This window comes from Marinobacter sp. 1_MG-2023 (assembly GCF_030549045.1).
In the GTDB taxonomy this organism is placed as follows: Bacteria; Pseudomonadota; Gammaproteobacteria; order Pseudomonadales; family Oleiphilaceae; genus Marinobacter.
Map to the genome: position 1 here is coordinate 658,203 of NZ_JAUOST010000001.1, position 26,101 is coordinate 684,303.

The 26,101-nt window shown below is 54.9% G+C and carries 25 protein-coding genes; 7 read left to right on the forward strand and 18 right to left on the reverse strand.

Going from position 1 to position 26,101, the window contains the following annotated elements; genetic code table 11:
• Positions 1-4: 4 nt before the first annotated feature.
• The 4 genes from Q4606_RS02975 to Q4606_RS02990 form a co-directional block, all read right to left on the reverse strand.
• Complete coding sequence (locus Q4606_RS02975) at positions 5-1,183, reverse strand: acetyl-CoA C-acetyltransferase (RefSeq protein WP_303596671.1); 1,179 nt, start codon at positions 1,181-1,183, stop codon at positions 5-7.
• A 159-nt stretch (positions 1,184-1,342) separates the two neighbouring features.
• Positions 1,343-2,089 carry a pteridine reductase gene (locus Q4606_RS02980; RefSeq protein ID WP_303606608.1) on the reverse strand — a complete coding sequence of 249 codons (747 nt, stop codon included), beginning with the start codon at positions 2,087-2,089 and terminating at the stop codon, positions 1,343-1,345.
• A gap of 9 nt (positions 2,090-2,098) precedes the next feature.
• Positions 2,099-3,220, reverse strand: coding sequence for a multifunctional CCA tRNA nucleotidyl transferase/2'3'-cyclic phosphodiesterase/2'nucleotidase/phosphatase (locus Q4606_RS02985; RefSeq protein WP_303606609.1), 1,122 nt, complete (start codon positions 3,218-3,220; stop codon positions 2,099-2,101).
• An 85-nt stretch (positions 3,221-3,305) separates the two neighbouring features.
• Positions 3,306-4,559 carry a conjugal transfer protein TraF gene (locus Q4606_RS02990; protein WP_303606610.1) on the reverse strand — a complete coding sequence of 418 codons (1,254 nt, stop codon included), beginning with the start codon at positions 4,557-4,559 and terminating at the stop codon, positions 3,306-3,308.
• Between the two features lie 260 nt (positions 4,560-4,819).
• On the opposite strand from Q4606_RS02990, the gene Q4606_RS02995 reads away from it, so the two are divergent.
• The gene (locus tag Q4606_RS02995; protein ID WP_303596667.1) at positions 4,820-5,368 is read left to right on the forward strand and encodes an LPP20 family lipoprotein; all 549 of its coding nucleotides are present in this window, start codon (positions 4,820-4,822) and stop codon (positions 5,366-5,368) included.
• Between the two features lie 57 nt (positions 5,369-5,425).
• Positions 5,426-6,646, forward strand: a complete 1,221-nt coding sequence (locus tag Q4606_RS03000) for a flagellar assembly protein T N-terminal domain-containing protein (protein WP_303606611.1) — start codon at positions 5,426-5,428, stop codon at positions 6,644-6,646.
• Between the two features lie 35 nt (positions 6,647-6,681).
• Here Q4606_RS03000 and Q4606_RS03005 read toward each other — a convergent pair whose 3' ends face one another.
• The 8 genes from Q4606_RS03005 to yegQ form a co-directional block, all read right to left on the reverse strand.
• Positions 6,682-7,143, reverse strand: a complete 462-nt coding sequence (locus tag Q4606_RS03005; protein ID WP_303606612.1) for a SufE family protein — start codon at positions 7,141-7,143, stop codon at positions 6,682-6,684.
• Entirely contained in the window at positions 7,144-7,686 is a 543-nt protein-coding gene (sufT, locus tag Q4606_RS03010) for a putative Fe-S cluster assembly protein SufT (RefSeq protein ID WP_303596664.1), read from the reverse strand.
• Positions 7,687-7,726: 40 nt separating this feature from the next.
• Positions 7,727-8,080 carry an iron-sulfur cluster assembly accessory protein gene (locus Q4606_RS03015; RefSeq protein ID WP_303606613.1) on the reverse strand — a complete coding sequence of 118 codons (354 nt, stop codon included), beginning with the start codon at positions 8,078-8,080 and terminating at the stop codon, positions 7,727-7,729.
• Between the two features lie 13 nt (positions 8,081-8,093).
• Complete coding sequence (locus tag Q4606_RS03020) at positions 8,094-9,347, reverse strand: aminotransferase class V-fold PLP-dependent enzyme (protein WP_303596662.1); 1,254 nt, start codon at positions 9,345-9,347, stop codon at positions 8,094-8,096.
• 5 nt (positions 9,348-9,352) lie between these two features.
• Positions 9,353-10,642, reverse strand: coding sequence for a Fe-S cluster assembly protein SufD (sufD, locus tag Q4606_RS03025; protein ID WP_303606614.1), 1,290 nt, complete (start codon positions 10,640-10,642; stop codon positions 9,353-9,355).
• A gap of 12 nt (positions 10,643-10,654) precedes the next feature.
• Positions 10,655-11,428 (reverse strand): Fe-S cluster assembly ATPase SufC, encoded by a 774-nt coding sequence (sufC, locus tag Q4606_RS03030; RefSeq protein WP_303596660.1) that lies wholly within the window; start codon positions 11,426-11,428, stop codon positions 10,655-10,657.
• Between the two features lie 79 nt (positions 11,429-11,507).
• A complete protein-coding gene (gene sufB / locus Q4606_RS03035) occupies positions 11,508-12,956 on the reverse strand; it encodes a Fe-S cluster assembly protein SufB (protein WP_303606615.1) in 1,449 nt (482 codons plus the stop codon).
• Between the two features lie 242 nt (positions 12,957-13,198).
• A complete protein-coding gene (gene yegQ / locus Q4606_RS03040; protein WP_303606616.1) occupies positions 13,199-14,515 on the reverse strand; it encodes a tRNA 5-hydroxyuridine modification protein YegQ in 1,317 nt (438 codons plus the stop codon).
• Between the two features lie 157 nt (positions 14,516-14,672).
• Between yegQ and Q4606_RS03045 the strand changes: the two genes are divergently transcribed.
• Positions 14,673-15,029 carry a helix-turn-helix transcriptional regulator gene (locus Q4606_RS03045; protein ID WP_303596657.1) on the forward strand — a complete coding sequence of 119 codons (357 nt, stop codon included), beginning with the start codon at positions 14,673-14,675 and terminating at the stop codon, positions 15,027-15,029.
• A 9-nt stretch (positions 15,030-15,038) separates the two neighbouring features.
• On the opposite strand, the gene fabB is transcribed toward Q4606_RS03045, so the two are convergent.
• The 3 genes from fabB to Q4606_RS03060 all read right to left on the reverse strand — a co-directional run bounded on the left by fabB (position 15,039) and on the right by Q4606_RS03060 (position 18,161).
• Positions 15,039-16,250: a beta-ketoacyl-ACP synthase I gene (gene fabB, locus Q4606_RS03050; protein ID WP_303596656.1), complete on the reverse strand. Its 1,212-nt coding sequence runs from the start codon at positions 16,248-16,250 to the stop codon at positions 15,039-15,041.
• An 11-nt stretch (positions 16,251-16,261) separates the two neighbouring features.
• Complete coding sequence (gene fabA, locus Q4606_RS03055; protein ID WP_303596655.1) at positions 16,262-16,771, reverse strand: bifunctional 3-hydroxydecanoyl-ACP dehydratase/trans-2-decenoyl-ACP isomerase; 510 nt, start codon at positions 16,769-16,771, stop codon at positions 16,262-16,264.
• 205 nt (positions 16,772-16,976) lie between these two features.
• A complete protein-coding gene (locus Q4606_RS03060) occupies positions 16,977-18,161 on the reverse strand; it encodes an NnrS family protein (protein ID WP_303606617.1) in 1,185 nt (394 codons plus the stop codon).
• Positions 18,162-18,287: 126 nt separating this feature from the next.
• Between Q4606_RS03060 and Q4606_RS03065 the strand changes: the two genes are divergently transcribed.
• Both Q4606_RS03065 and Q4606_RS03070 read left to right on the forward strand, forming a co-directional pair.
• A complete protein-coding gene (locus Q4606_RS03065) occupies positions 18,288-18,665 on the forward strand; it encodes a SirB2 family protein (RefSeq protein WP_303606618.1) in 378 nt (125 codons plus the stop codon).
• A 72-nt stretch (positions 18,666-18,737) separates the two neighbouring features.
• Positions 18,738-19,337 carry a cyclopropane-fatty-acyl-phospholipid synthase family protein gene (locus Q4606_RS03070; RefSeq protein ID WP_303606619.1) on the forward strand — a complete coding sequence of 200 codons (600 nt, stop codon included), beginning with the start codon at positions 18,738-18,740 and terminating at the stop codon, positions 19,335-19,337.
• Between the two features lie 9 nt (positions 19,338-19,346).
• Here the strand turns inward: Q4606_RS03070 and Q4606_RS03075 are convergent, their stop codons facing one another.
• Positions 19,347-20,162 carry an ion transporter gene (locus Q4606_RS03075; protein ID WP_303596651.1) on the reverse strand — a complete coding sequence of 272 codons (816 nt, stop codon included), beginning with the start codon at positions 20,160-20,162 and terminating at the stop codon, positions 19,347-19,349.
• A gap of 95 nt (positions 20,163-20,257) precedes the next feature.
• Positions 20,258-21,616, reverse strand: coding sequence for a nitrate/nitrite transporter (locus tag Q4606_RS03080; RefSeq protein ID WP_303607000.1), 1,359 nt, complete (start codon positions 21,614-21,616; stop codon positions 20,258-20,260).
• Positions 21,617-21,912: 296 nt separating this feature from the next.
• Between Q4606_RS03080 and Q4606_RS03085 the strand changes: the two genes are divergently transcribed.
• Both Q4606_RS03085 and Q4606_RS03090 read left to right on the forward strand, forming a co-directional pair.
• Entirely contained in the window at positions 21,913-22,374 is a 462-nt protein-coding gene (locus Q4606_RS03085) for a universal stress protein (protein WP_303596650.1), read from the forward strand.
• 44 nt (positions 22,375-22,418) lie between these two features.
• Complete coding sequence (locus Q4606_RS03090; RefSeq protein WP_303596649.1) at positions 22,419-23,924, forward strand: MFS transporter; 1,506 nt, start codon at positions 22,419-22,421, stop codon at positions 23,922-23,924.
• A 520-nt stretch (positions 23,925-24,444) separates the two neighbouring features.
• Here the strand turns inward: Q4606_RS03090 and Q4606_RS03095 are convergent.
• Positions 24,445-26,037, reverse strand: a complete 1,593-nt coding sequence (locus Q4606_RS03095) for an MFS transporter (protein WP_303606620.1) — start codon at positions 26,035-26,037, stop codon at positions 24,445-24,447.
• Between the last annotated feature and the right edge of the window lie 64 nt (positions 26,038-26,101).

Genomic DNA, 26,101 nt, shown 5'->3' on the forward strand with positions numbered 1-26,101 from the left:
AGATTTAGCGCTCAACAGCCAGCGCAACGCCCATGCCGCCACCTATGCACAGGGTAGCGAGACCTTTCCGTGCATCGCGACGCACCATTTCATGCAGCAGTGAAACCAGAACACGGCAGCCAGAAGCGCCAATTGGATGGCCAAGGGCAATGGCGCCACCGTTAACGTTTACCTTACTGGTATCCCAGCCCATGTCACGATTGACAGAAATGGCCTGGGCAGCAAAGGCCTCGTTGGCTTCTACCAGGTCCAGATCGTCAACACCCCAATCCGCCAGTTTGAGGCAACGCTGGCTGGCTGGAATCGGGCCGGTGCCCATAATAGTGGGGTCAACGCCAGCACTGGAGTGGGCCTTGATGGTGGCCAGAGGTGTCAGGCCAAGTTCTTTGGCTTTCTCCGCACTGCATACCATGACGGCAGCTGCGCCATCGTTGAGGGACGAGGCGTTGCCAGCGGTCACTGTACCGTCTTTCTTGAAAGCCGGCCGCAGCTTTCCGAGACCTTCGCTGGTTACGCCGTCGCGGGGGCCTTCGTCCTTGCTGACGACAATCGGGTCGCCTTTACGCTGGGGAATGGAAACCGGGACAACCTCGCCATCAAAACGGCCGGACTCGCGAGCGTCTACAGCTTTTTGCTGGGATGCTGCAGCGAACGCGTCTTGCTCTTCGCGGCTAATGCCGTACTTCTCAACAATGTTTTCGGCTGTGATACCCATATGGTAGTCGTTAAAAGCATCCCACAGGCCGTCGGTGATCATGGTGTCGATCATGGTCCAGTTCCCCATGCGCTGACCATTCCGGCTGTTGGGCAGAACGTGTGGCGCCTGGCTCATGCTTTCCTGGCCACCGGCTATGATGATGTCGGCATCGCCGCAACGAATGGCTTGGGCGGCCATATGTACCGCTTTCAGGCCGGAGCCGCAGACTTTGTTGATGGTCATTGCGGGCACGGTAGCGGGTATGCCGGCGTTGATGGACGACTGACGGGCCGGGTTCTGGCCTGAGCCTGCGGTAAGAACCTGGCCGAGTATTACTTCATTGATCTGGTCACCGGCTACACCGGTTTCTTCCAGCAGAGCCTTGATGACTGCAGTACCAAGTTGATCCGCGCGAAGGCTGGAAAGGCCCCCACCAAATGTTCCGATAGCCGTACGTCGGGCGGCAACAATAACGACATCACGCATGGTCTTTCTCCGGTTAGATGGTTGTACTGTATGGGCGCAGAAAGATAATACCTGCGCTCACCGAATCAGAAGATGAGCGCTATTGTACGCCGGAATGGTCTGTGCGGCCAAAATGATGAGCATGGGGTCTAGTTACGAGAGCCTAAGGCTGTGCTCTGGCTACATATTTAGGCTTCGTCCGCCATCCACTGAAATGATTTGTCCGGTAATGAATGGCGCTTCGGTTATCAGAAATACCACGGTTCGGGCTATGTCATCCGCTGTTCCGGTGCGCTTCATGGGGGTTTTGTCCAGAATTTTGTTTTGGTATTCGGCATCAACTGCAGCTTCGCCATCCGGCCATAGAATTGCCCCCGGAGAAACACCATTTACTCTTACCCGGGGCGCCAGATCTTTGGCCCAGGATCGGGTGAGGGCAGCGAGGCCAGCTTTGCTGGCGCAATATAGCGGGTGCTCCGGTAGTGGCTTTTCGCTGTAGATATCAATCAGGTTCACAACATTGCCCGAACTTTCTTCCAGTGCCGGTAAGCAAGCCTGCAGGAGAAAGAAAGGCGCTTTGAGGTTGGTGTGCATGATACGGTCCCAGTCGTCACTGGTCGCCTCGGACGTCGGGTTCGGGTAAAACACCGATGCGTTGTTCACCAACGCATCCAGCCGGCCCCAGTGAGCAGTCGCTTCAGAGCCCAGCCGAGTGATGTCTGCCATTTCGCTCAGATCAGCCCCTACTGCAACCGCGGAATTCTCGCGCTGCTTATTCATCGTCTCGGTAAGCCTGTCGGCCTGTTCTTTGCGACTCCTGTAGTGGATAACCAGGTTCCAGCCGCGGTCATGAAGAAGCTGGGCTGTGCGGGCGCCAAGGCGATGAGCGGAGCCGGTAATAAGAGCAACGGGAGCAGGTGTGGGCATGGTTGTTCCTCAAGAAGTTGGGCTGGAGACTGCTTGAGCTATACGTGCCAGTCGCTCCGACCGGATTGCTTCGCCCAACTCTTTGCCGGAAAAACCTTTTTCCATGAGCGTTTTTGGGTCAACGCCTTGGGCGGAGTCGGCGGCGCTTTCAAGCGGTTCCAGCCGTTTCTGGCTGCCAGCCCCAAGAGCACACCCCAGGACACTGAGCAGGCTGGAAAATCGCTCCGGTCGACGCCAAAGGTCCGCGTTTTCAAGTAATTCAAGCAAGTGGCCGGCATCCGGCTGAGCCAGATCCAGCTTTCCGATTTCCGGCAGAAAAGCTGCTGCCAGCCGGGCAAGTTGCTGGCAATCATTGGGGGCTTTCAGTGCCTTCGCCCTCGAAGTGCAATCACGCTCATCCAGAGCGCAAAGCAGCGCTGCAAAACGCTCTGCCGTTGAACCTTCTGCGGAATGAACGCATTGCAGGGTTTCAAGGGCAGCGCTGAAATTGTCTTCGGAAGACAGTTCGGGAATCAGCACAGCAAGTGCGCCACAGTCCCGCATCACCTGAAAAAATGTAACCGGAGATTGTTCGTGCAGGGCTCGTTGAATTTCCTGCCACACCCGCTCGGGCACGAGGTGCTCTACTTCGCCGGCGGCAACCATAGTGCGCATCAGCGCCATGGTCTCTGCACACACGGTAAAACCAAGGGGTTGGAAGCGCGCCGCAAAGCGGGCGGTTCTAATAATGCGTAGCGGGTCTTCTTTGAACGCTTCGGATACGTGGCGCAGTTCCCTCGCTTCCAGATCTGCTCTGCCTCCAAACGGATCGGTGAGCTCGCCCTGTTCCGAGCGCGCCATGGCATTGATGGTCAGGTCACGGCGCAGCAGATCTTCCTCCAGAGTGACATCTGGTGCGCTGTAAACACTGAAACCGTGGTAGCCATGCCCCTGTTTTCGCTCGGTGCGGGCGAGGGCGTATTCCTCCCGCGTTTTGGGGTGCAGGAATACGGGGAAGTCGGACCCGACCTGAGTAAAGCCCTGGGCAAGCATTTGCTTTGGGGTCGCGCCGACCACAACCCAGTCCCGGTCTTTGACTTCCAGGCCCAGTAATTCATCGCGTACGGCGCCGCCAACCAGGTAGGCTTGCATGAAGGGTCAGATTCCTTTCGAAGAGGTTTCCGGGAATTATCCTTTTCCCGGGCGGATCAGGCAAACCAGGTGATTCAGAACAGGCTCAAAACGAGGTGCCCAGCTCTAAAGCAGCGCCAACCTCGGCGCTGCTGTACAGGGCGCCGAGATCAAAACGCACACCCATCAGATTCAGACCCAGGCCTACGGTAAACTGTGTTTCTTCCGCAATGCCGTCGTTATCATCGTTGCTGGCCAGGTTGTGTCGGACGCCGGCGCGAAGCTGGGCATAACGCCAGGCATCGAATTCTGCACCAAGAGCAAGCCACTGGGTATCATCTTCAAAGCCGAAGGCTTCTTTTTTTGTCAGGTCAACTTCAGCTGTAACAACGTGGTAGGTACTTTTGTGAGCGATGCCCAGTGTTGCCATCGGGTTGAGCTCAAGTGTTCTCACCTGCTCGCCGAGCTCCGGGCGGATTGCCGCGGAATCCAGCTCCATGGGAATCAGGTTTTTAATGGCGATACCGGCATTCCACTGTTTCGCATCCCCAAAAGCATAGGCCGCACCTATGTCGAGGTTGAAGCCGCTCTTGCTGGTCTGATATTGGTCATTGTCGAACTCATCATCTTCGAAACCGGAAACGGTTTCCGTGTATTGAAAGGTTCTCAGCTCGACATATTTGGGTGATATGCCCAGTTGCAGGGTTTCGCCGTTACTCAGCTCCAGCGCATGGCCAAAGCTGACACCTGCTTCAATGACTGCGGATGCTAGAGCTCTGCCGCGCGACTGCAGATCGTCGGTAGCACCGGGGATCAAAATTCCGTTTTCAATAGCCTCAAGTTTGGCGTCGTCACTTTCGTCATACTCACCCCTGATCGTAGCGGTCAGATTGCCGTTACTGAACAGGCCGACGGACAGCTTTTTTCCCGGAACGGCTAGAGCAAGGCCCAGACCGATATCGGCGCGCACTGTGTCCTTGTCAAAACCTTCGAATTGCTCGCGCAGCTGGCCGGCTAATTGTTGTGCACCGGCTGTATTCGAGGAGTTGATGGCGGTCTCAAGGTCGTCAATGGTGTCTTGAATGTCATCAACCTGATCAATCGTTTCTTCCTCATCCGCAACCCTTGCGTTGATGGACGGCAGGGTCAGGCCGAATTCGTCTGACCAGGTGTGGTGGTCCGCCGCCATCATGGCCGGGTTTGAAGAGGTGGCCGATGATGGATTCGCAACGGCTACGCCTGTTCCGCCCATGGCAAACGAGCGCGAGGACATAAACGCCTGGGGGCTGGCAAGAGCAGCTGTGGTGCCAATTGAAAGGCCCAGGGCAATAAACAGTCTGGACAAGCGATACTGTGGCATTCGGTTACCTTGTGAAAAGATATGCATTATCTGAATGATTAAGTTGATGAAAGGTTAAAACAATATGCATACCCATACATGACACCAGGGGTAACGGTTTGTTTTCGATATGTAAACAGAGGCAGAATTTTGCCGTTTTCTCGCGCGGGCTTGCTTTTATTTCATGGAAAGTACGCCCAATCAGTGTGTTAGAAAAACTGGCGCGAATCTTTCATGGATATTGAAAATGGTTAGCTGAAACGATCTCTGGAGACAAGAACATGGTCATTCGCTGGATATTAATCCCTTTTCTGGCCTTTACGCTGGCGGCCTGTGCACCCGTTGGCGGCTACCGGGACGGCGACAAAAACAAAGCGCAATCTGACGCACAGTTCGAACCCATCACTGTGCGGGTCAGCGGCTTTGGTACCTACGAAGATGTCAGTGCAGATCGCCTGAATACCCGTAAGCGTCTGATGGCTCGCAGAGCCTCCCAGATGGATGCCTACCGGAATCTGGCGGAGCGGGTGTATGGCACGGTAATTTACGGCAGCGCTACGGTGAACGATTTTGTTCTGCGTAATGACGCCTTCCGCACCTACGTAGACAGCTACATTCGCGGCGCCAAAATGGTGGCGGTCAATGAACACAGCGATGGTGTTGTCGAGACGGTCATGGAGTTAAGGCTGGAGCCGCGCTTCCGTGCCTGTGTGTCCAAGGTGGCGGATGACCAGGTTAAGGATCTTTGCCCGATACCCATGCCTGGCTACAACGATAATGTTGGCGATGTTCAGAGCAGAAGTGTCGACTCTCTGTACTACCTTGATTGATTCCGGCCGGCTGACTCTGATGCATGGAAAATTGAACGAAAATACGGGTAGGGAACAATGCGCTGGTTCATAACGCAGTTTGTGCGGTTGTTGTTTTTGTGTGCACTGGCGCCACTTATGATGGCCGCCAGCGCTCAGGCGGTTGTTCTGGAGGGCGTGGGGCACGCCAGTATCTATAACGACGATCTCGCCTCTGCCCGTGCCGAAGCCCGTAACGCAGCCATGCGTGATCTTGCTCTGCAGTATGAGGCTCAGGTCAGCACCAGTGACACTATGGAAAATGGTGTGTTGACCGAATCCAGCATGCGTCTGGCTTCCAGTGCGCGGGCGAGGAACGTAAAAGTTATTGATGAGCATCGCAGCGGCAATCTGCTGCGAGTAACAGTGCGTGCAGATATTTCTGCAGGAAGCGCCAGTTGTGGGGGCGGCGAGAGCGGCCGGCTGAAAAAACGGGTGGCGGTCACCGGGTTTCCGATTCTGTATCCGGATCAGGCCCGGGTAGGGCGCATTGACGATGCCGGCGAAATCCTGCCGCAGCACCTTCAGCAAGGTTTGCGAGAGTCGGGCAATCTCCAGGTGTTTTCTGCCACCACGTCTCGTCTTTTTCCTGATCTGCTGAATGCACCCACAATTCAGAAAAACGACAACCGGCTTACCAATGTTATTCAGCTTGCCCGCGAGATGGGTGTTCAGTTCGTTGTGACCGGGGTTATCCGGGATATAGGCGTCGCAGACCCTGCGGCCTGGGGTTCCTCCGTTCTGGACAGGATGCAAAGGAGCATCGGTGCGGCAGATATGCGGCGGCGTTTCGCGGTAGATGTGGTGGTTCTGGATGGTTTCAGCGGTTCACCGATCTATCAGCAGCGTTTTGAAACTGCGGCCGACTGGAATGCCGGCCCCGGCAGTTCTTCAGGCTTTGGTTCCGAAGGGTTTCGTAAGACACAGTATGGTGAGGCGGTTGCCGGTGTTGTCGGAGATATGGCCCAGGTAGTCACCGATGCTCTTGCGTGTCAGCCTTTTATGGCCCGGGTTACAAGGGTCGATGGTCAGCTGGTCACACTGGATTCAGGTGCTACAGCAGGTTTGCGACCAGGAGATGAGCTGCATCTCTATCGCAGCGCCCGCTATTTCGATTCTTTGGGTGGTACGCCAGAACTGAGTGATAGTCAGATCAATGTGACACTCAATAACGTTCATCCGGACTTCAGTAACGGTCGCATGCCACAGGTTGGCGGGCAGGTAAATATTCAGCGGGACGATATCGCTATTATCTGGTAGTTCACAGGAGCTTTTTAGAAAGCCCCCTGAGTTGATTAGCGTGTTTCTGCTGTCGCAGCAATATCGCGAATTTTCCCCACCATGGCCCGCAAGCCGTTGCCGCGAGTCGGAGAAATATGGCGAAACAGATCCAGGCGCTCAAACAGCTCGTCGATATCGGTTGCCAGCAGATCTCTCGGAGATTTGCCGTTCAGTGCGACCAGAATCATTGCTGCAAGGCCGCGCACGATCATTGCATCGGAGTCGATTAGCAGGTAGAGCTTGTCGCTGGCTTCGTCATAATGGGAGATCAGCCACACCTGGCTCTGGCAGCCGTGGACATAGCTCTCTTCGATCCGGGCCTCGTCTGGAAACGCCGGTAGCTGTTTACCAAGATCAATAATAAAGGCGTATCGATCCTCCCAGTCGTCGAGAAACTCGAAGCCGTCAAGCACGTCTTCAAGCGTCGGGTTTTTTCCGAGAGGGTTGTCCAGAAAATCCTGTTCTGTCGCTGCCATTTACAACATTCCCAGTTCGAGTTTGGCTTCGTCGGTAAGCATATCGTTGTTCCAGGGCGGATCAAAGGTCAGCTCTACGGTTACCTTATCCACATTGGGCACGTGCTCTACCTTGGTTTTCACATCTTCAGTAATGACTGGCCCCATGCCGCAGCCTGCAGCCGTGAGGGTCATCAGAATGAAAACGTGATTGCCTTCGGGTGTGCCGTTTTCGATCCGGCATTCGTAAATCAGCCCGAGATCTACCACATTGACCGGAATCTCCGGGTCATAGCAGTTGCGTATAGCTTCCCATACCTGGTTCTCATTGATGGTCCCGTCTGCCGGTGTTTCGAAACTGCTTTCCAGCGGCTTCTTGCCGAGCGCGTCGGCATTGTGGCCTTCAATGCGGGCGAGGTTGCCATTGACTGCAACGGTAAAGGTACCGCCGAGTGACTGAGTGATGGTCACAAAGCTGTCTACCGGAATCATTATTTCCGTTCCGGTCGGGACAAGGCGGGCTTCCACCTCGCGTTTGGTCAGTACGACTTCACGTTCTTGCATGCCTGGTTAAACCTCTTTTGGACCAGCGAGGGAGGTGGAATCAGCTTACGGTAAAGCTCTCACCGCACCCGCACTCTGCGGTGGCGTTTGGGTTGCGGAACTGGAACATGGAGTTCACGCCCTGGGTAACGAAGTCGATCTCGATACCGTTAACCATGGGCAGGTGTTCCTCTTTCACAAATACATCAACGCCATCAATGTGAAACACTTTGTCGTCGGGTGAGGCTTCATCAACCCACTGGGTTTCGTATTTGAAGCCAGAGCACCCGCTTTTTTTGATTGCTAACCGGATACCTTTGGCACTCGATGCTTTGTCGAGTTGCTTGCGCACGTGCATGACGGCACTGGGCGTCATGGTAACGCCAACGGTCGGTGTGAAGACTTCAGCTGTCATGGTGTCTCCTCCATCAGGCAAACAGGCGCTGGACTTTCTTCAAGGCGGCAAATAGTTGATCCACCTCGTCCAGTGTATTGTAGAACGCGAAGGAGGCCCGGGCTGTACCGGGAACTCCGTAGAAATCCATCAGTGGCATGGCGCAGTGATGGCCGGTGCGGATCGCGATGCCCTGCTGATCCAGCAATGTACCTATGTCACTTGGGTGCAAGCCTTCAATTTTAAAGGACATTACAGGCACTTTGTTCTTTGCGGTGCCGATAACGGTCATGCCTGGAACGGTTTCAATCAGTTGGTTGGCGCGTTCCAGTAAGGCATTTTCAGCCGCCTCCATCGCGCCTCTGTCGAAACCGCTCAGGTATTCAATAGCTGCACCCAGGCCAACGGCCTCGGCGATTGCAGGCGTGCCTGCCTCAAATTTGTAGGGCAGAACGTTCCAGGTGGTGCGCTCGAACGATACCCGTTCGATCATCTCGCCACCGCCCTGGTAGGGGGGCATTGCTTCCAGCAACGCGGCTTTGCCATAGAGTACGCCAATGCCCGTTGGGCCAAACAGTTTGTGTGATGAGAACACGTAGAAATCGCAATCCAGTGCCTGCACATCCGGCTGGAAGTGGGGAACCGCCTGCGCACCGTCAAGCAGGGTTATGATGCCGCGGGCCCTGGCCTGCTTAACCATGTCTGCGACCGGGTTAATTGTGCCCAGAACATTGGATACGTGGGTGATGGCGAGCACACGGGTGCGGTCGCTCAACAGGCTGCTGAATGACTCCGCATCCAGTTCGCCCTCCGGCGTGATCTGAACCGGTATCACCTTGGCACCGGTACGCTCGGCGACCATCTGCCAGGGCACGATGTTGGCATGGTGCTCCATGTGGCTCACCAGAATCTCGTCACCGGCTTTGAGGCGTGGTGCCAGGCCATTCGCCACCAGGTTAATGGCCTCGGTGGTGCCTTTGGTCCAGATGATTTCCCGGGTGCTGCTTGCATTGAGAAAGCTGCGGACAGTCTCCCTGGCACCCTCAAACGCCGTGGTTGCGCGGTCGCCCAGGGTGTGGGCCCCCCGGTGTACGTTGGAGTGCATTTCCCGGTAATAGCGATCCATGGCATCCAGAACGGCGGATGGCTTTTGCGCCGACGCACCGTTATCCAGATACACCAGCGGTTTCCCGTTGACCTGTTGCGACAGGATAGGGAAATCCTCGCGAATGGCTTGTACGTCAAACGCCTTGCGGGTAGCTGTGTTTGCCATGGACAGATCGTTCATACTGGTCAGATCCCCTGGAATGACTGGTCGAAGAAGTGGTTCAGGCGGACTTGTACGGTATCTCTCACAACTTCCAGCGGGATCTGGGCTACCAGCTCGTTAATGAAGGCCATCGTCAGCAATACGTTGGCTTCGCGGCGACCAATGCCCCGTGATACCAGATAAAAGAGCGATTCCTCGTCGAGCTGGCCGATGGTTGCGCCATGGGCGCATTTGACATCGTCGGCATAGATTTCAAGCTCAGGCTTGGTGTCAATTTCCGCGCCGGTCGAGAGCAGCAGGTTGTTATTATTCATATTCGCATTGGACTTCTGAGCGTCCTGATGAATATGAATCCTGCCATTGAATACTGCGTGAGACTTGTCCGTGGCGATGTTGCGATAGGTTTCTTCGCTATCACAGTGAGCCGCCACATGTTCAATATTCGTGTGGTTGTCGTAATGCTGCGTGCCTTGAGTCACGACCACGCCATTAAGTTTACACTCGGCGCCTTCGCCTTCCAGTGATACTTGCAGGTCGTGGCGGCGAAGTGGGCCGCCGAAGCCCACGCAGTGACTTTCGAAGCGCGAGCTGCGCTGCTGCCGGACACCGGTGGCTCCAACGTGTTGTACGTTCTCGCCATCCATGCATAGGCGTATGCTGGTTACGTTTGCGCCCTCGGCAAGATTGAATTCGGTTACGGTGTTAACCATGACCGCGTCCTGCCCGCTGGAAATATATTCTTCAACCAGTGTGATCTGGCTGTTGGTGCCCGCATCCACAAAAATACGGGGAAAAGCGGACCCGCTGGCACCAGCCGTGATCTCGTGAATAATAAACAGCGGCTGATCAAGAACTGCACCCGCCTTGAGCCTGATGATCAGGCCATCTTCAAAACGAGCCGAGTTCAGGCCTGCCAGCTGTACGGTATTTTTGTCGAGGGTGCTGTCCAGCTGCCCGGCCAGTTCGCTGGCCTCGGCATCAGAAAGGTCGCCGAAGCGCTGGATAAGAATGTTGTTCAGATCCGGGTATTCGCTGGCTTCCGGTATCATCACGCCGTTGATGAAAACCACCTTGTAGCCTGGAACTGCCAAAGCACTGCCGGCTTTACCGTCAATTGGCAGTGATATCGCCATCTCGTCGGTCAGCTTCAGGTGCTTGCTGGAATATTTCCAGTTTTCCGTTTTACGCGTTGGCAGAGGCATGTCGACCAGAGCGGCTCCGCGCTGCTTGCGCAGTGCGAGCAAGGGCTCTGGCAGCGCCTGGCCGGCCGGATGCAGGAACGCGGTGGGAAGAAGAGTTGGTGCTGGTTTCATTCCGCGGACTCCTTAGTTGGCTGAGCTGGCTTCAGTTGCGTCTTCCTTGATGCCAAGCCAGCCATAACCGCGCTCTTCCAGCTCCAGAGCCAGTTCGCGGCCACCGGATTTTACGATCTTGCCATCGGCCAGAACGTGCACGTAATCCGGTACGATGTGGTCAAGCAGACGCTGATAGTGAGTAACCATCAGAATGGCGCGGTCCTGGGCGCGCAAAGCGTTAACCCCGTCAGACACCACCTTGAGTGCGTCGATATCCAGACCGGAGTCGGTTTCGTCCAGAATGGCCAGTTTCGGCTGCAACAACAGAGCCTGCATGATTTCGTTGCGCTTTTTCTCGCCGCCGGAGAAGCCTTCGTTGACGCCACGTTTCAGGAATGCAGGGTCGAGATCTACCTGTTTCGAAACCTCTCTTGCCAGCTTCATGAATTCGGCGGCATTCATTTCCGGTTCACCTTTGTGGTGACGCATGGCGTTAACGGCAGTACGCATGAACTGCAGGTTACTGACACCCGGAATCTCTACCGGGTATTGAAACGCCAGAAATACGCCTTCACGTGCCCGCTCTTCGGTTTCTTTTTCAAGCAGGTTTTCGCCATTCAGTGTGACTTCACCTGAGGTAACTTCAAATGCGTCGTTGCCTGCGAGCACCTGGGAAAGCGTACTTTTGCCTGACCCGTTCGGGCCCATGATGGCATGTACTTCCCCGGCTTTTATCTCGAGGTTAATGCCCTTGAGGATTTCTTTTCCCTCAACGGATGCGTGCAGGTTTTTGATGCTCAGCATTTGTAGGCTTCTCTCTGTTTAAACTGTTTAAACTGTCTGAATTCGGTTTGCTTGCAGGATATGTCGGGTTCTTGCCGGCTTAGCCGACAGACCCTTCCAGGCTCACTTCCAGAAGCTTGCCGGCCTCTACCGCAAACTCCATCGGAAGCTCCTTGAAAACCTCCTTGCAGAAACCGTTAACAATCATGGAGACCGCACGTTCGGGGTCGATACCGCGCTGGCGGCACAAAAACATCTGCTCGTCGCTGACCTTGGATGTGGTCGCTTCGTGCTCCACGATTGCCGATTTGTTCAGGCTCTCAATATACGGGAAGGTATGCGCCCCGCAGCGGTCGCCAATCAGCAGCGAGTCACACTGGGTGAAGTTACGCGCACCCTCGGCTCGAGGGCCGAACTTGACCAGGCCGCGATAGGCATTGGAGCTTTTGCCAGCTGAAATACCCTTGGAGATGATGGTGCTGGACGTGTTTTTGCCCAGGTGGATCATCTTGGTGCCGGTGTCAGCCTGCTGATGGTTGTGGGTGAGTGCGACTGAGTAGAACTCACCGACACTGTTGTCACCACGAAGAATGCAGCTCGGGTATTTCCAGGTAACAGCTGAACCTGTTTCTACCTGGGTCCAGGAAACCTTGGAGTTCTTCCCGATACACGCTGCGCGCTTGGTAACGAAGTTATAGATGCCACCCTTGCCGTTTTCGTCGCCGGGATACCAGTTCTGAACGGTGGAGTACTTGATCTGTGCATCGTCCAGAGCAACCAGCTCGACCACGGCTGCGTGCAACTGGTTTTCGTCGCGCATGGGAGCGGTGCAGCCTTCGAGATAGCTTACATAGCTGCCTTCGTCAGCAATGATCAGGGTGCGCTCAAACTGACCGGTATTGGCAGCGTTGATGCGGAAGTAAGTCGACAACTCCATGGGGCAGCGAACGCCCTTGGGAACGTATACAAAGGTTCCGTCTGAAAAAACCGCAGAGTTAAGGCCGGCAAAATAGTTGTCGGTGTGCGGAACAACCGTGCCCAGGTACTTTTTGACCAGTTCTGGGTGATCGCGCATGGCCTCTGAAATCGAGCAGAATATAACGCCCGCTTTTGCCAGTGGCTCCTTGAAGGTAGTGGCCACAGAGACGGAATCGAAAACCGCATCCACAGCTACGCCTGCAAGCTTTGCGCGCTCGTGCAGGGGGATGCCCAGTTTTTCGTATGTTTTAAGGAGCTCGGGATCGACATCATCGAGGCTCTGGGGCATGTCTTCTTTACGCTTGGGTGCCGAGTAATATGAGATCGCGTTGTAGTCGATCTTCGGGTAACCCACATGCGCCCAATCCGGTTCTTCCATTTCGAGCCAGCGACGATAGGCTTTGAGGCGCCATTCCAGCATGAATTCCGGCTCTTTCTTGATTTCAGAAAGGCGGGTGACAACGTCTTCATTCAAACCGGGCTCGAACGTATCGACTTCGATTTCTGTCACGAAACCGTGCTCGTATTCCCGTTTGATCAGCTCGTTCACCTCTTGGTCGGTGGTCGCCATGATCGTCGCTCCGTATTCTCTCTCGCGGGCTTTTGGGCCCTTTGGTTTGCCTGCAACCAGGAAGGGTTGCGGGGCTGTTCTATTGCTTCTGGCTCGTGATTGTACAATACCAGACTAAATTAGTCAGGTATTAAATTTCGGCAGAACCAAGTATATCGTAATACACCCGCCAGAGGCTAAGTCTGACGGGCGTAATGACCCGGGTATGAGTTTATACGGAGCCCGCGTGGTTCAGATGAACATCAGGCCTGGGGAGGTAGTATGCGAGTGAGGTAGCTGTGCTCCAGCGTGATGGGAGTTTGAGGTGGTCGGGGAATGCGAATAACGTGGCCACTGCCGGGAGCGCAGTCCATGGCTGCGCCGTTAATGTTCTCCATGACAGGTACGGAGAACAGCAGGTTGCCCGATGGTGTAACAAGCTCCAGCTGGTCGCCTGGAGCAAACTTGTTTTTTACGTTGATGGTCAGCCACTGGCCGTCGTCATTGGTGATGGTGCCCACCACTTGTTGGGTTCCGAGATAGGAGGAACCCTGTTCGTAGGTCTGGTATTCCTGGGGCATATGCCGGCGCAGGAAGCCTTCGGTATAGCCACGATTGGATAGTGCTTCGAGCTCGTTCATCAGGCTCATGTCGAAAGGCTTGCCCTTTGCGGCCTCGTCGATGGCTCGGCGATACACCTGGGTAGTGCGTGCCACGTAATAGGTGCTTTTCGTGCGCCCCTCTATTTTCAGAGAGTGCACGCCCATGGCGGTGAGCTCGGCGACATGTTGTACTGCCCGAAGATCCCGTGAGTTCATGATGTAAGTGCCGTGCTCATCCTCATAAGCGGGAATAAAGCTACCCGGGCGGTTGGGTTCTTCCAGCAGGATTTCTTTGGGTTCGAATGACTGTACCGCATCGGCGGAGGTAGCGATGAGATCGTTGGTCTGGTCGTGACCGTGTTGTACCGGCTTGTAATTCCAGCGGCAGGCGTTGGTGCAGGCGCCCTGATTGGCGTCCCTGTGGTTCATATAGCCAGAAAGCAGGCAGCGCCCGGAGTAGGCCATGCACAATGCGCCGTGAACAAAAACCTCCAGCTCCATTTGCGGTACCCGCTCGCGGATGTCGCGGATTTCGCCCAGCGCGAGTTCGCGCGACAAAATTACCCGGCTGATTCCCTGGCGTCGCCAGAACTCAACGGTTGCCCAGTTTACAGCGTTGGCCTGCACCGACAGGTGGATAGGCTGATCGGGCCACTTTTCTCGCACCAGCATGATCAGGCCCGGGTCTGACATGATCAGCGCGTCCGGTTTGTACTCAAGCACGGGCTCCAGATCCCGCAGGTAGGAACGCACTTTGTCGTTGTGCGGCGCTATATTCGAAACCAGATAGAACTGTTTTCCCAGAGCATGAGCTCTCTGGATGCCGGCGCCCAGTGCGCTGGCGTCTTTAAAGCTGTTATTGCGCACCCTCAGCGAATAGCGTGGCTGGCCGGCATAGACGGCGTCAGCGCCATAGGCAAATGCGGTCTCGAGATGCTCAGGGGTGCCGGCAGGTGCCAGTAGTTCCGGGATAATCATGGGGGCTCCGGGTAAATCGGTGGTTGGCTATTCTGCCGCAGGCTAAAGCGTTTTCCCTTGATCCTGCTCAAACGTCTTATTGATTATTTTCAGCTAACATGTGTACGCTGTGAGCCAAAATGGCAGGGTCGGTATTCACAATAAGGAGGATTGCAGGATGGCATCAGAGCCTCTGGGCCCAGAGGTGGTGCGGGTTTCATTGAGTAACAAAGTAAGTTCACTGATCAGTATTCAGCTTGCCCGAGGCAAGGTGGGCGTTGAAGTGGTGGCGTCGCAGTTACACATGAGCCGGTATACGCTTCACAAGAAACTGAAGCGCGAAGGGTTAACCTTTGCCCGTCTGCTGGAAGATGTGCGCCGTAAGCAGGCGCTGACTTACATGCAGGATAGAACCAAGCCACTGGTAGAAATAGCCGAACAGCTTGGTTTCTCAGAGCTGAGTGCATTCAGCCGGGCATTCAAGCGCTGGATGGGCACTTCCCCGACTGAATATCGCTCCGTCAGGTTATCCTGACGGGGTCTGTCAGTGCTTCTTGAACACCAGCGTGGCGTTGGTGCCGCCAAAGCCGAAGCTGTTGCTCATAACCAGATCCAGGTTCTGATTATCCATTCTTTCGCGCACAATCGGGTAACCTTCGGCACCTTCGTCCAGGTTCTCGATGTTGGCTGACGGCGCTATAAAGTTCTCTCGCTGCATGATGATGCTGTAGATGGCTTCATGAACGCCTGCTGCACCCAGGGCATGGCCGCAAAGTGGCTTGGTAGAACTCAATGGCGGAATCTTGTCGCCGAAGGTCGTTTTCAGGGCGGTCAGTTCCGTCACATCGCCGGCAGGTGTGCTGGTGCCGTGGGTGTTAATGTAGCCGATTTCGCCGTCCAGGTTTTTCATGGCCTGCTGCATGCAACGTATGGCGCCTTCTCCACTGGGTGCGACCATGTCGGCACCGTCTGATGTGGCACCAAAACCAACCAGTTCAGCAAGAATGGTGGCTCCGCGTGCCTCAGCGTGCTCGAGCGCTTCCAGTACCAGAGTGCCGCCGCCACCGGAGATAACAAAACCATCCCGGTCTTTGTCGTAGGTGCGCGATGCCTTTTCTGGCGTATCGTTGTACTTGGTTGAAAGCGCACCCATGGCATCAAACATCAGGCTCAGGGTCCAGTGGATGTCCTCGCCGCCGCCGGCAAGCATTACATCCTGACGCCCCAGGGCAATCTGGTCTGCAGCATGGCCAATGGCGTGTGCGCTGGTGGCGCAGGCCGAGGTGATGCCGTAGTTGATGCCGGTGATACCAAATGCCGTTGAAATAGTGGCGTTGATTGAGCTGCCCATAGTGCGGGGCACGCGATAAGGCCCAACGCGACGAATGCCTTTGGCGCGGTGGGTGTCGATCGCATCGAGAAGCTCAACAGTTGACGCGCCTCCGGTGCCAAACACGGCACCAGTGCTGTTTGCTGTGAGGTGCTCTTTGGTCAATCCTGCCTGTTCAATGGCTTCGCACGCTGCCAGATAGGCATAGGCGGCAGCCGGACACATAAACCGCAGCAATTTACGATCAATAAGCTCTGGCAGGTTCAGGTCAATCTGGCCACAAACGTGGCTGCGCAAACCATTGTCACGGGCTTCTTCACTGAAGCCAATGCCGGGTATGGACTCCTTCAGGGAGTGGGTTACTTCTTTCTGATTGGTGCCAAGGCTGGAGACAATCCCCATGCCGGTGATAACAACACGCCGCATCTTGCTAGCTCCTAAAAATCATCAGTGGAAGTGAATACGCCAACCCGCAGGTCTTTGGCCGTGTAGATTTCCTTGCCATCCACTTCCATACGTCCGTCAGCAATAGCCAACGTAAGTTTACGGTTGATCACACGTTTGATGTCGAGGTAGTAGCGCACTTTTTTGTTGGTAGGAAGAACCTGGCCGGTGAATTTCACTTCTCCGGCGCCCAGTGCGCGGCCTTTGCCTTCGCTGCCGCCCCATGCCAGGTAAAAACCAACCAGCTGCCACATAGCATCAAGGCCAAGACAGCCTGGCATGACGGGGTCATCAACGAAATGGACTTTAAAAAACCAGAGGTCAGGATTGATATCCAGCTCTGCTATCAGGCTGCCTTTGCCATAAAGGCCATCGTCCGTGCCTACGTGGGTGACACGGTCGACCATCAGCATCTCATCTATGGGCAGCCGCGTGGCGCCCGGGAAAAGTTTGCCATGACCGCATTTAATCAGGTCTTCTTTGTCAAAATGATCCGGGTTCATAATGCCATCGTCTCTGTTACAGAATGATTTACTGATACTTTAGCTGTTATTTCGCGAGTCGCTATTGACCATTAGTGGATAATTAACGTTTAAGCGGTGCAGTTGCAAGTGGAGGCTGGTGCTCAAGTGGAGGCATTGAATAAAAAAAGAGCAGGCTCCCCACGAACCTGCTCTGATAAAAACTGACGAAAAAATATCTCGGTTATCAGCCCGCGCGGCCGTCTGGTCTGGGGCTTGCGAGTATTTTTGTGTAGCGCACCAGAAACATGCCGTAGGCAAAAATCCAGAGCAAACTGCTACTGCCGATGCCCGGGTGCCACGGAACAATATCGAACGCGGTAAGTACCCGGATTATTGCCGCCAACTGAATCGCAATAAACGCAGTCACCATCCCTTTTGGTAGTATCAGCGGCCTGCCGGTATGGCCGAGTGTCACCCGCGCAATAACTCCCAGAATAAGACAGCTGATAGCTCCAACGCCTGCCGCATGGCTCCAGGCGTTGGACGGCCAGCCAGCGAAAAGAGTGCCCGCGAGAAGGTACAGGGAAACCGGCACCCAGAGCATCGATAGGTGAAGAACCCACAGGAGGGGTTCCTTGCGAACCAGCCAGCCTTTCCAGTTGGCGAGGCGCACCAACATAAGGGTGCCTGCTATGGTTGCCAGGGTGCCTGTGAGGGCTTCCCAGCCTGTCACCAATGATGCGGTGAGTAGAATCATGGAAAACAACGTAACCATGTCCAGCGCTGGAACAGTTTTTACAGCGCCGGCATCCAGCCCGCGCTGCCGCAGCCAGCCGGTTGTGAACGCCGGGGTGATACGCCCACCGACAATGCTGATAAGTGCCATGGCCATAATTAGTGCGCCGTGGCTGAATGCCATATCCAGGCGAGTTACAAAGCCTATCTGCATCAGCCACAACAGGCCCAGAACGACCAGAATCATGAGCTGGCGCTTTTGCTTTGCGTGCCAGACACGCCATCCGGCATCCAGCATTACCAGTGGTAGGAAGGCCAGGTTAAAGCCCTGAACCAGCCAGCCAGGCAGGTCAGCGCCGAAGGCCAGAAGCAGGCGCCCGGCCAGCCATACACCCCATAGCAGCACTAGCTGGAAGCCGTGAGTGCGCTCGGTTTGAGTCCATACGCAGACAGCAGTCAACAAAAAGCCGGCGATAGCGGCAGACAGAAAGCCGAACAGCATCTCGTGTTGGTGCCAGAATAGCCCGGGCATAGCCAGAGGCAGGTTAATGACACCGGTCACCTCAAGAACCCAAAGGGGAATCACCACAAGTGCCAGCAGCGTCATCGACAAAAAGAAGATGCGGAACGGGTAGCCGAAAAGCTGACTGATATTGGCGGAATCGGCCTGAGCGGATGTAGGGATAGCCTGCATGTTGTTACCTGCTAATACATATATGTTAGGTATATGTTAATCCCGTGTGGCCAGAAATAACATACCCGGTTGGGGGTATCTTTGCGTACAATGCCGCTATCGTTTTGAATGATATTGGAATGATCTATGAGTACATACGTGATCCTGAAAACCCTTCACATGTCCACGGCCTACCTGACAATAACCTTATTCGCCCTGCGGCTGCTGCTCGATGCAGTGGGAAAGCCCGGTTGGCGACAGGGCCCTTTGCGCTGGATACCCCATGCCAACGACACTGTGTTGTTGGTGGCGGCTATTAGCCTGCTGTTTGTGGGCGGTTGGAACCCGCTGGAGCAGGGCTGGATTCTGGCCAAAATTGTACTGTTGCTGGGTTATATTGCGGCAGGGCTTTTCGCGCTGAAAGTCACTGTGTCGCGCCCTGTTCGTGTTGTTGCAGCAGTGTTGGCGCTGGTGCAGGTATCAGCCATTTTCCATCTTGCCATGGCCAAACCTTTAATCTTCTAATCTATCAAAGCCGGCGAAACTGAAGCCCAAAAGCCCTTGGGGAGTTTTACCGGCAATTACGCGGAGCAAACGATGTGGGACGAGCGGTTTAACACTGAGCACTATGTATACGGAGAAGAGCCAAACTCTTTTCTGGTGGAGCAGTGGAATAAATACGAACTGGATGAAAACAAGGGCAAGGTGCTCTGTCTTGCCGAGGGTGAGGGCCGCAATGCCGTTTATCTGGCAGAGCGGGGGCACACAGTGACCACGGTTGATTTGTCTGAAGTCGGATTGCAAAAGTCGGCCCGGCTTGCAGAAAGTCGTGGCGTAGCTCTGGAAACCGTGCAGGCCGATTTGGCGACCTATACCCCTGAATCAAACGTCTACTCCGCGGTTGTCATGATTTTTGCCCACACTCCAACCGATATTCGCAAGCGCTCGCTGCAAATTGCAAAAGACGCACTGCGAACCGGGGGCTATTTAATTCTGGAAGGTTACACTGAAGATCAAATAGGGCGAGGCACAGGTGGGCCGGGCGATAAAACCATGATGTTCAGCAAACAGGAGCTGGAACAGATTTTTGCGCCCGGTGAGATTCTCCTTTCCCGTGAACTCGTCCGTGATATTCACGAGGGTCCACTTCACAATGGTGAAGGTGCAGTCGTTCAGTTTGTCGCTAAAAAGGCTTAAACGGGGCCTCTAGCGCTCTATCTTTTCTGACAGCTCGTCCAGTTTGCGTTGAACCGAGCGGAGTTGCTGAACAATCTCATCGCGCTCATCGTGAGCTTGCTGAGCCTGTTTGGCGTTCTGCTCCTCGCTCATAACCTCCAGAATCGCCCCGATCATCATATTCAGGAACACGAAGGCTGTGAGGAAAATAAAGGTCAGATAGTAGATCCAGCTTAGCGGATACTGCTCCATGGTCGCGTACATTACATCAGTCCAGTCCTCGAATGTTGCCACCCGGAACAGTGTAAGCATCGCGATCGCGACATCACCCCACAGCTCATTGTCGACGCTGGCAAAGAACATCGACCCCATCGCCGCGTAGATGTAGAAGATGATAAACATCAGCAGCGCGATGTAACCCATGCGCGGAATGGCTTTGAGCAGAGAATTGATCAGAAAGCGCAGCTCCGGCACCACGGAAACCAGACGCAACACTCGGAAAACCCTTAACAGTCGGCCCAGCAGTACGGCTTCCGAGTTGTCCAGAGGGATAAGGCTGCCAATCACTACAAGCGTGTCAAACAGGTTCCAGCCGTCCATCAGGAAGCGCCGCTTGACCGGGCTGACCGCAAATCGAAACAGAATCTCGATCAGGAAGAATACGGTGATGGCGTTATCCATCACACTCAGAGACTGCTCAACCAGTGGCGGCAGGTCATAGGTTTTCGCACCGATTGTCAGGGCAGACAAAATGATGATGGTTATGACCGCACCCTGAAAGAGGGTGCTGGATTCTATTCGGCGCAACTGGTTGAAGCCGGCAACGGGAGACATTTCCGGTGGCATGGTCTGTACTGCTCCAGGTGAAATCGGGTGTGCTGATTCTAATGGCCCGGCCAGCGCTGGAACAGCCTTGTTACAGAGATTTCAACAAGCGGCCGTCACTCGCCCTGCTGCGATGGTCCGCTTGTGCCGCCTTCGTTGTTGGGTTTGCGGTTCAGAGGATAGAACAATTGCGGTGATGCCAGTTCCGGCAGGTCGGTCTGCTCTCTGTTTTCAGCCCACTCAACTCGCTCAGCTGAGCGTATGGCGTAATGCATCCAGGCCAATGCGGCCGCAGCGATGACGAACATCAGCATAAAGCAGCTCTGCCAGATGCCGGTAAGATCGTTTAAAACACCGAAGGTCAGTGGCAGGATAAACCCGCCCAGCCCGCCAATCATTCCGACGACGCCACCGACTGCACCCACATGCATCGGGTAGTAAACGGGAATGTGTTTGTAAACAGCGGCTTTACCCAGTGACATGAAAAAGCCCAGGGTGAAAATCAAGGTTACAAATACCGGCAGACTCATTTCCAGTGTGAAGCGAACATCGCCTTCGATGCCGTGCACCACGTAATCGGTTGGGGGATAGCTCAGCAGGAAAGTGCAGACAACCGATGCGATAAACGTCCAGTACATCACGCGCCTTGCGCCGAAACGATCAGACATCCAACCGCCAAGAATGCGAAACAGAGACGCTGGAATAGTGTAGAGCGCTGCGATCATGCCTGCTGTTGTTATGTCCAGCCCGTAAACGCCGATCAGATAGTGTGGTAGCCATAACGCCAGAGCCACAAAGGCTCCGAACACGAAAAAGTAATAAAGCGCAAAGCGCCACACCCGCAGATCTCTCAGCGGCTCCATCTGCTCCATGAACGAACGCTGCTGTTCGTGTTCTTTTCGGCCCGCAGAAACCGGATCCTCTTTCGCCAGCAGAATAAAGACAATGCCCATGACCGCCAATACAGACGCATAGATCTGGGCGGTGGTCTCCCAGCCAAACGCGACCAGCAAAAAGGGCGCTCCGAAGTTGGTTACGGCGGAACCCACGTTACCTGCGCCGAAGATGCCCAGAGCTGTGCCCTGGCGAGCCGGCTCAAACCAGGCGGCGGTGTAGGCTACGCCCACTATAAAAGCACCACCCGCAAGGCCAACGCCCAGTGCGCCAACCAGCAGCATCGGATAGGTCGTGGCAAAGGTGAGCAGGTAAACACAGGATGCGGTAGCGAGCATGAGGATGCCGAACACCCAGCGCCCGCCGTAACGGTCTGTCCAGATACCAAGGAATAGACGGCTAATGGACCCGGTGAGGATGGGGGTGGCCATAAGCAGGCCAAGCTGGGTGTCTGAAAGTCCCAGGTCTTCAGCAATGCGGATGCCGATGATGGAAAAGATCGTCCATACGGCGAAACAGAGCGTGAATGCCAGCGTTGAAAGACCCAGTGCACGGTACTGCTGCGGTTTGGTTGGCGAAATCACTGTATTGGTCCTCCTTGCCTGCGTTTGCTGACCCGTATTTTCAACCTCTTTAACCATACCAAACCCCGGGTTTTCCCGGTGAGAGCATTGGAGGTACCTCCTACATGGCGCCCTGGTGGTAGTTGATCTAGGGGAATCATGCTTTGGAGGTAGGTACTTGATTGCTCTGGTGGGGTAGCTGTCGCAAGTCTTGATTTGTATCAATTATGTGCCGGTAAGGAGTGTGGGCTAATGCTGACCAATATCAATAGGCGCGCTGCCTGCGCAGGGCATTACCGCCACCGGAGATTGCTATGAAAATTATGATTGCCTACGACGGCTCCAGAAACGCAAAGCTGGCTCTGGTCCAGACCATCACGATGTTTCGCGAGCTGAAGCCGCAGATTGCCCTGGTGGCTGTGGCCGAAAACCCCAGGGACATTACGGCCGGAAACGAGGACATGTTTCAGGAAGAGCTCGCTGAGCTGAAGCAGCACCTTATGGATGCACAGGTGGTTTGCGAGAGAGAGGATATTAAGTCGGAAACCCTGCTTCTGGAGGGTGATGCCCGAAAGATGCTGCTTTACGCCGCGGAGAAGAAGATCAAACCCGGAATGCTTGTGATTGCTCGCCACAGTGACGAGGTGGACGGTGGCCTGATCGCCCGCTCGCTGAACTACTTCGTGGACGAGCTGGATTACATGACGTTCGGCAAGGTCAGCTCGTTTCTTGCCCGCCGTGTGCAATGCCCGCTACTTATCCTGCCCAGCTGCTGATAGGTGCCGTCACTGTAAAGAACTGAAAGCCCCCGGAGGCTTAAATGAAAGTCGCAGATGTATTCGGTTTCAAGAATCCAGAGATCAAGGCCCTGCACCTGACCTGGATCGCATTCTTTATCACATTCTACGTGTGGTTCAACATGGCGCCGCTGGCCTCCAGCATGCTCAAGAGCGTCGACTGGCTGACCCCGGACGACTTACGCCTGTTCGCCATCTGTAACGTGGCTCTGACGATCCCTGCGCGGATCATTGTGGGCATGGCCCTTGACCGCTTTGGCCCACGCCGGGTGTTCTCGATACTGATGATTCTGATGTCGATCCCGGCACTCACCTTCGCCTTTGGCGACACCATGACCCAGCTGCTGGTCAGTCGTTTGGTGCTCAGCTCCATCGGTGCCAGCTTTGTGGTCGGCATCCATATGACCGCCATGTGGTTCAAACCTCGTGACATTGGTTTTGCCGAGGGCTTCTACGCAGGTTGGGGTAACTTTGGTTCCGCAGCGGCGGCGCTGACCTTGCCTACCATTGCTTTGCAGATGTACGGCGGTGAAGACGGCTGGCGCTGGGCCATCGCCCAGAGCGCAATCGTGATGGCGTTATACGGCGTTTACTACTGGTTCGCTGTTACCGACGGCCCTGTAGGCACTGTACACCGCAAGCCGCGCAAGGCGACTGCGCTGGAAGTAAGCACTTGGGGTGATATGGTAAAACTGATTCTGTGGACCATCCCCCTGATTGGTGTTCTGGCAATCCTGGTTTGGCGTATACAGAACATGGGTTACCTGAGCGTGACCGGTGCGGTGATCTGCTACGCAGTGATTGTTGCGATCGTGTGCTATCAGATTGTGCAGATTCTGCGAGTAAACCTGCCTATCCTGAAAAAAGGTGTTCCGGAAGACGACAAGTATCCGTTTAACAGTGTTGCTGCGTTGAACAGTACCTATTTTGCCAACTTCGGTGCCGAGCTTGCCGTTGTCTCCATGCTGCCGATGTTTTTTGAGCAAACCTGGAGCCTGAGTGCGGCTGCTGCAGGTATGGTTGCCGCGTCTTTTGCTTTCGTGAATCTGGTTGCCCGCCCCATGGGAGGCATGGTTTCTGATCGTATGGGTAACCGTCGTTTCGTGATGCTCAGCTATATGTTCGGCATTGCGGTTGGTTTTGCGCTGATGGGGCTGCTCAACTCAAGCTGGCCACTGATCATTGCTGTGGCAATCACTGTGTTTACCTCCTTCTTTGTGCAGGGTGCAGAAGGCGCAACCTTCGGTATTATTCCGTCGATCAAGCGTCGTCTGACAGGGCAGATTTCAGGTATGGCAGGTGCCTACGGTAACGTGGGTGCAGTGGTTTACCTGACTATCTTCACCTTCGTAACACCCAGCCAGTTTTTCTTGATTATTGCTGCAGGCGCCTTTGTAAGTTGGGTGCTGTGCGTTATGTGGCTGAAAGAGCCGGAGTCCGGCTTTGCGGAAGAGTACGAGGTGTCCTCGGTAGATCTTCAGATCGAAGAGGAAGAGCGCAAGCGTCAGGCAGCTCCCGGCAAGGCATGATGCCAAAATAGTAAAGCTTGAACCAAAGCCCCGCCGGGCGTGATCCCGGCGGGGCTTTTTTGGTTGGACTTGGCAGAATACCTGGCCGGCTCTGAACCAAGCCATGTACAGGCGCCGTGCCTTGCTTTCTCCTGAAGAGAAGTCGGTCACCTCCCTGATAGCTCTGTGAACCTACTCTGATGACCATACGTCTTTCTTTCCTTGCAGGATGTAAACGCCTACTGACTCCATCAACGGGAGTGACTGGATCGCTTCAACTTGGCCTGGATGTATTCCTGTTGCCGACGGTATACAGGCTCGTCACAGTGCAGCCCAATCAAGGGTTGCCTGTCTACAGTCCGAGAGGGAAAGAGGGAAAGAGGGAACGAGGCAGGGAGCGGCCGGGAGAGAGGTAAGTAGTGAAGGATAAGGGAGGTAGAAAGCTAGAAGGTGATAAACGCCCTTTGTAAGAACGAAAAAACTCGCCGGAGATTTCTCTCGGGCGAGTTGCAGGTATAGGTAAAGGGCTTTTGTCAGGTCCTTACGGGTTTTTGATGTAGGCCCCTTTGCGCAGATAGAACCACCAGTTTACGACCAGGCACAGTGCGTAGAACACTGCAAAGCCATACATGGCCACCTCGGGTGTTCCTGCCTGAATCTGCTGTCCCAGAAGTTTGGGCGCGATGAAGGCACCGTAGGCCGCAATGGCGCTGGTCCATCCTAGTACCGGGCCCTTCTGCTGCTGATCAAAAATAAAGCCAATGCTGCGGAAGGTGGAGCCGTTGCCGATACCGCTGGCAGCAAACATCACGATGAACAGAATGAGGAAAAGTGCGAAGTAGCTGTTGGGGTCTGTGGAGTTGTAAGCCAGCATCATGACGTAGCCGGTTGCTACCGAAGCCACCACCATCACCACAGAAATGATCTGGGTGACAATAGAACCGCCCATCTTGTCAGAAATCCAGCCGCCTACCGGACGAATCAAGGCACCTACGAATGGCCCCATCCATGCCCAGGTGAGTGCGCTCGGGGCGTCCGGGTTAACGACACGAGTAATGGTGCCGTCAGCAGCCACTTCCATCATGTTGCCAAAGATAACGCCGATAGACAGCGGTAGCGCAGCCGAGAAACCAATGAATGAGCCGAAGGTAAGGATGTAAAGCACGGTCATGGACCAGGTGTGCTTGTTACTGAAAATGGCAAACTGGTTTTTAATGTTGGGCTTGATGTCGCCAGGAATCAGGCGCAGCAGCACCACGGTCAGCACAATGGTCAGTGGCAACGCCAGCCACATATTCATGATTGTGAGGGCCCAAACCCCAACAACCGACGTTAGAATACCGACACCATAAAGCCCGAGAATTTTACCGAATGCTGAGGCAGGGTTGCCCGGATTCGGGGTAACGACCTTCAGGTTGTTCATGCCGAACCAGCCCGCAAAAGCCAGGGGAATCAAAAAGACCAGCCAGATAAAGCCGGCGTTCTGGATCCAGGTGTCTGTGCCGGCTTCAATCCGGCCAATCAACGTGCCGCTGGGGCTTTGAAGTTGCATGGGGTCGCCTGCAATAAACCCGAACATGCCGACCGTCATGACCAGTGGAATCAGGATTTGCATGGTGGTAACGCCGAAGTTGCCCAGGCCGGCATTCATGCCCAGACCGTAGCCTTGCTTGCTCTTGGGGTAAAAAGAGCTGATGTTGCTCATGGAGCAGGCGAAATTACCGCCCCCGATACCGGAGAGCAGAGCAAGAGCCTGAAATACGATGAACGGCGTGTCCGGGTTCATCAGCGCAAAGCCGGTACCGGCAGCAGGAATCATCAGCAGGGCGGTGGTCAGGAATATGGTGTTGCGCCCGCCGGCAATTTTAATCATGAACGAGGCCGGAATCCGGAGAGTCGCGCCAGATAAACCGGCAATGGCCGAGAGAGTGAAAAGCTGTTCGATGCTGAAATCAAAACCCAGGTTCTTCATCTGGGTAGTGATCATTCCCCACATCAGCCATACCGCAAACCCCATCAACAGGCTGGGAATGGATATCCACAGGTTACGGGAGGCAACGTGCTTGCCTTGCTGTTCCCAGAACTCTTCGTTTTCGACATCCCAGTGCTCGATGTCGGCGTTGGTTTTAGCCATAACAATACTCCCTCGGTTAGCGTGCCCTGATACGCATTGGGTGCGGCTCCAGGGCTTCTCGACA

Coding starts and splice junctions, on each gene's coding strand:
- Q4606_RS02975 (WP_303596671.1), bottom strand. CDS start 1,183: ATGCGTGATGTCGTTATTGTTGCCGCCCGACGTACGGCTATCGGAACA.
- Q4606_RS02980 (WP_303606608.1), bottom strand. CDS start 2,089: ATGCCCACACCTGCTCCCGTTGCTCTTATTACCGGCTCCGCTCATCGC.
- Q4606_RS02985 (WP_303606609.1), bottom strand. CDS start 3,220: ATGCAAGCCTACCTGGTTGGCGGCGCCGTACGCGATGAATTACTGGGC.
- Q4606_RS02990 (WP_303606610.1), bottom strand. CDS start 4,559: ATGCCACAGTATCGCTTGTCCAGACTGTTTATTGCCCTGGGCCTTTCA.
- Q4606_RS02995 (WP_303596667.1), top strand. CDS start 4,820: ATGGTCATTCGCTGGATATTAATCCCTTTTCTGGCCTTTACGCTGGCG.
- Q4606_RS03000 (WP_303606611.1), top strand. CDS start 5,426: ATGCGCTGGTTCATAACGCAGTTTGTGCGGTTGTTGTTTTTGTGTGCA.
- Q4606_RS03005 (WP_303606612.1), bottom strand. CDS start 7,143: ATGGCAGCGACAGAACAGGATTTTCTGGACAACCCTCTCGGAAAAAAC.
- sufT (WP_303596664.1), bottom strand. CDS start 7,686: ATGCAAGAACGTGAAGTCGTACTGACCAAACGCGAGGTGGAAGCCCGC.
- Q4606_RS03015 (WP_303606613.1), bottom strand. CDS start 8,080: ATGACAGCTGAAGTCTTCACACCGACCGTTGGCGTTACCATGACGCCC.
- Q4606_RS03020 (WP_303596662.1), bottom strand. CDS start 9,347: ATGAACGATCTGTCCATGGCAAACACAGCTACCCGCAAGGCGTTTGAC.
- sufD (WP_303606614.1), bottom strand. CDS start 10,642: ATGAAACCAGCACCAACTCTTCTTCCCACCGCGTTCCTGCATCCGGCC.
- sufC (WP_303596660.1), bottom strand. CDS start 11,428: ATGCTGAGCATCAAAAACCTGCACGCATCCGTTGAGGGAAAAGAAATC.
- sufB (WP_303606615.1), bottom strand. CDS start 12,956: ATGGCGACCACCGACCAAGAGGTGAACGAGCTGATCAAACGGGAATAC.
- yegQ (WP_303606616.1), bottom strand. CDS start 14,515: ATGATTATCCCGGAACTACTGGCACCTGCCGGCACCCCTGAGCATCTC.
- Q4606_RS03045 (WP_303596657.1), top strand. CDS start 14,673: ATGGCATCAGAGCCTCTGGGCCCAGAGGTGGTGCGGGTTTCATTGAGT.
- fabB (WP_303596656.1), bottom strand. CDS start 16,250: ATGCGGCGTGTTGTTATCACCGGCATGGGGATTGTCTCCAGCCTTGGC.
- fabA (WP_303596655.1), bottom strand. CDS start 16,771: ATGAACCCGGATCATTTTGACAAAGAAGACCTGATTAAATGCGGTCAT.
- Q4606_RS03060 (WP_303606617.1), bottom strand. CDS start 18,161: ATGCAGGCTATCCCTACATCCGCTCAGGCCGATTCCGCCAATATCAGT.
- Q4606_RS03065 (WP_303606618.1), top strand. CDS start 18,288: ATGAGTACATACGTGATCCTGAAAACCCTTCACATGTCCACGGCCTAC.
- Q4606_RS03070 (WP_303606619.1), top strand. CDS start 18,738: ATGTGGGACGAGCGGTTTAACACTGAGCACTATGTATACGGAGAAGAG.
- Q4606_RS03075 (WP_303596651.1), bottom strand. CDS start 20,162: ATGCCACCGGAAATGTCTCCCGTTGCCGGCTTCAACCAGTTGCGCCGA.
- Q4606_RS03085 (WP_303596650.1), top strand. CDS start 21,913: ATGAAAATTATGATTGCCTACGACGGCTCCAGAAACGCAAAGCTGGCT.
- Q4606_RS03090 (WP_303596649.1), top strand. CDS start 22,419: ATGAAAGTCGCAGATGTATTCGGTTTCAAGAATCCAGAGATCAAGGCC.
- Q4606_RS03095 (WP_303606620.1), bottom strand. CDS start 26,037: ATGGCTAAAACCAACGCCGACATCGAGCACTGGGATGTCGAAAACGAA.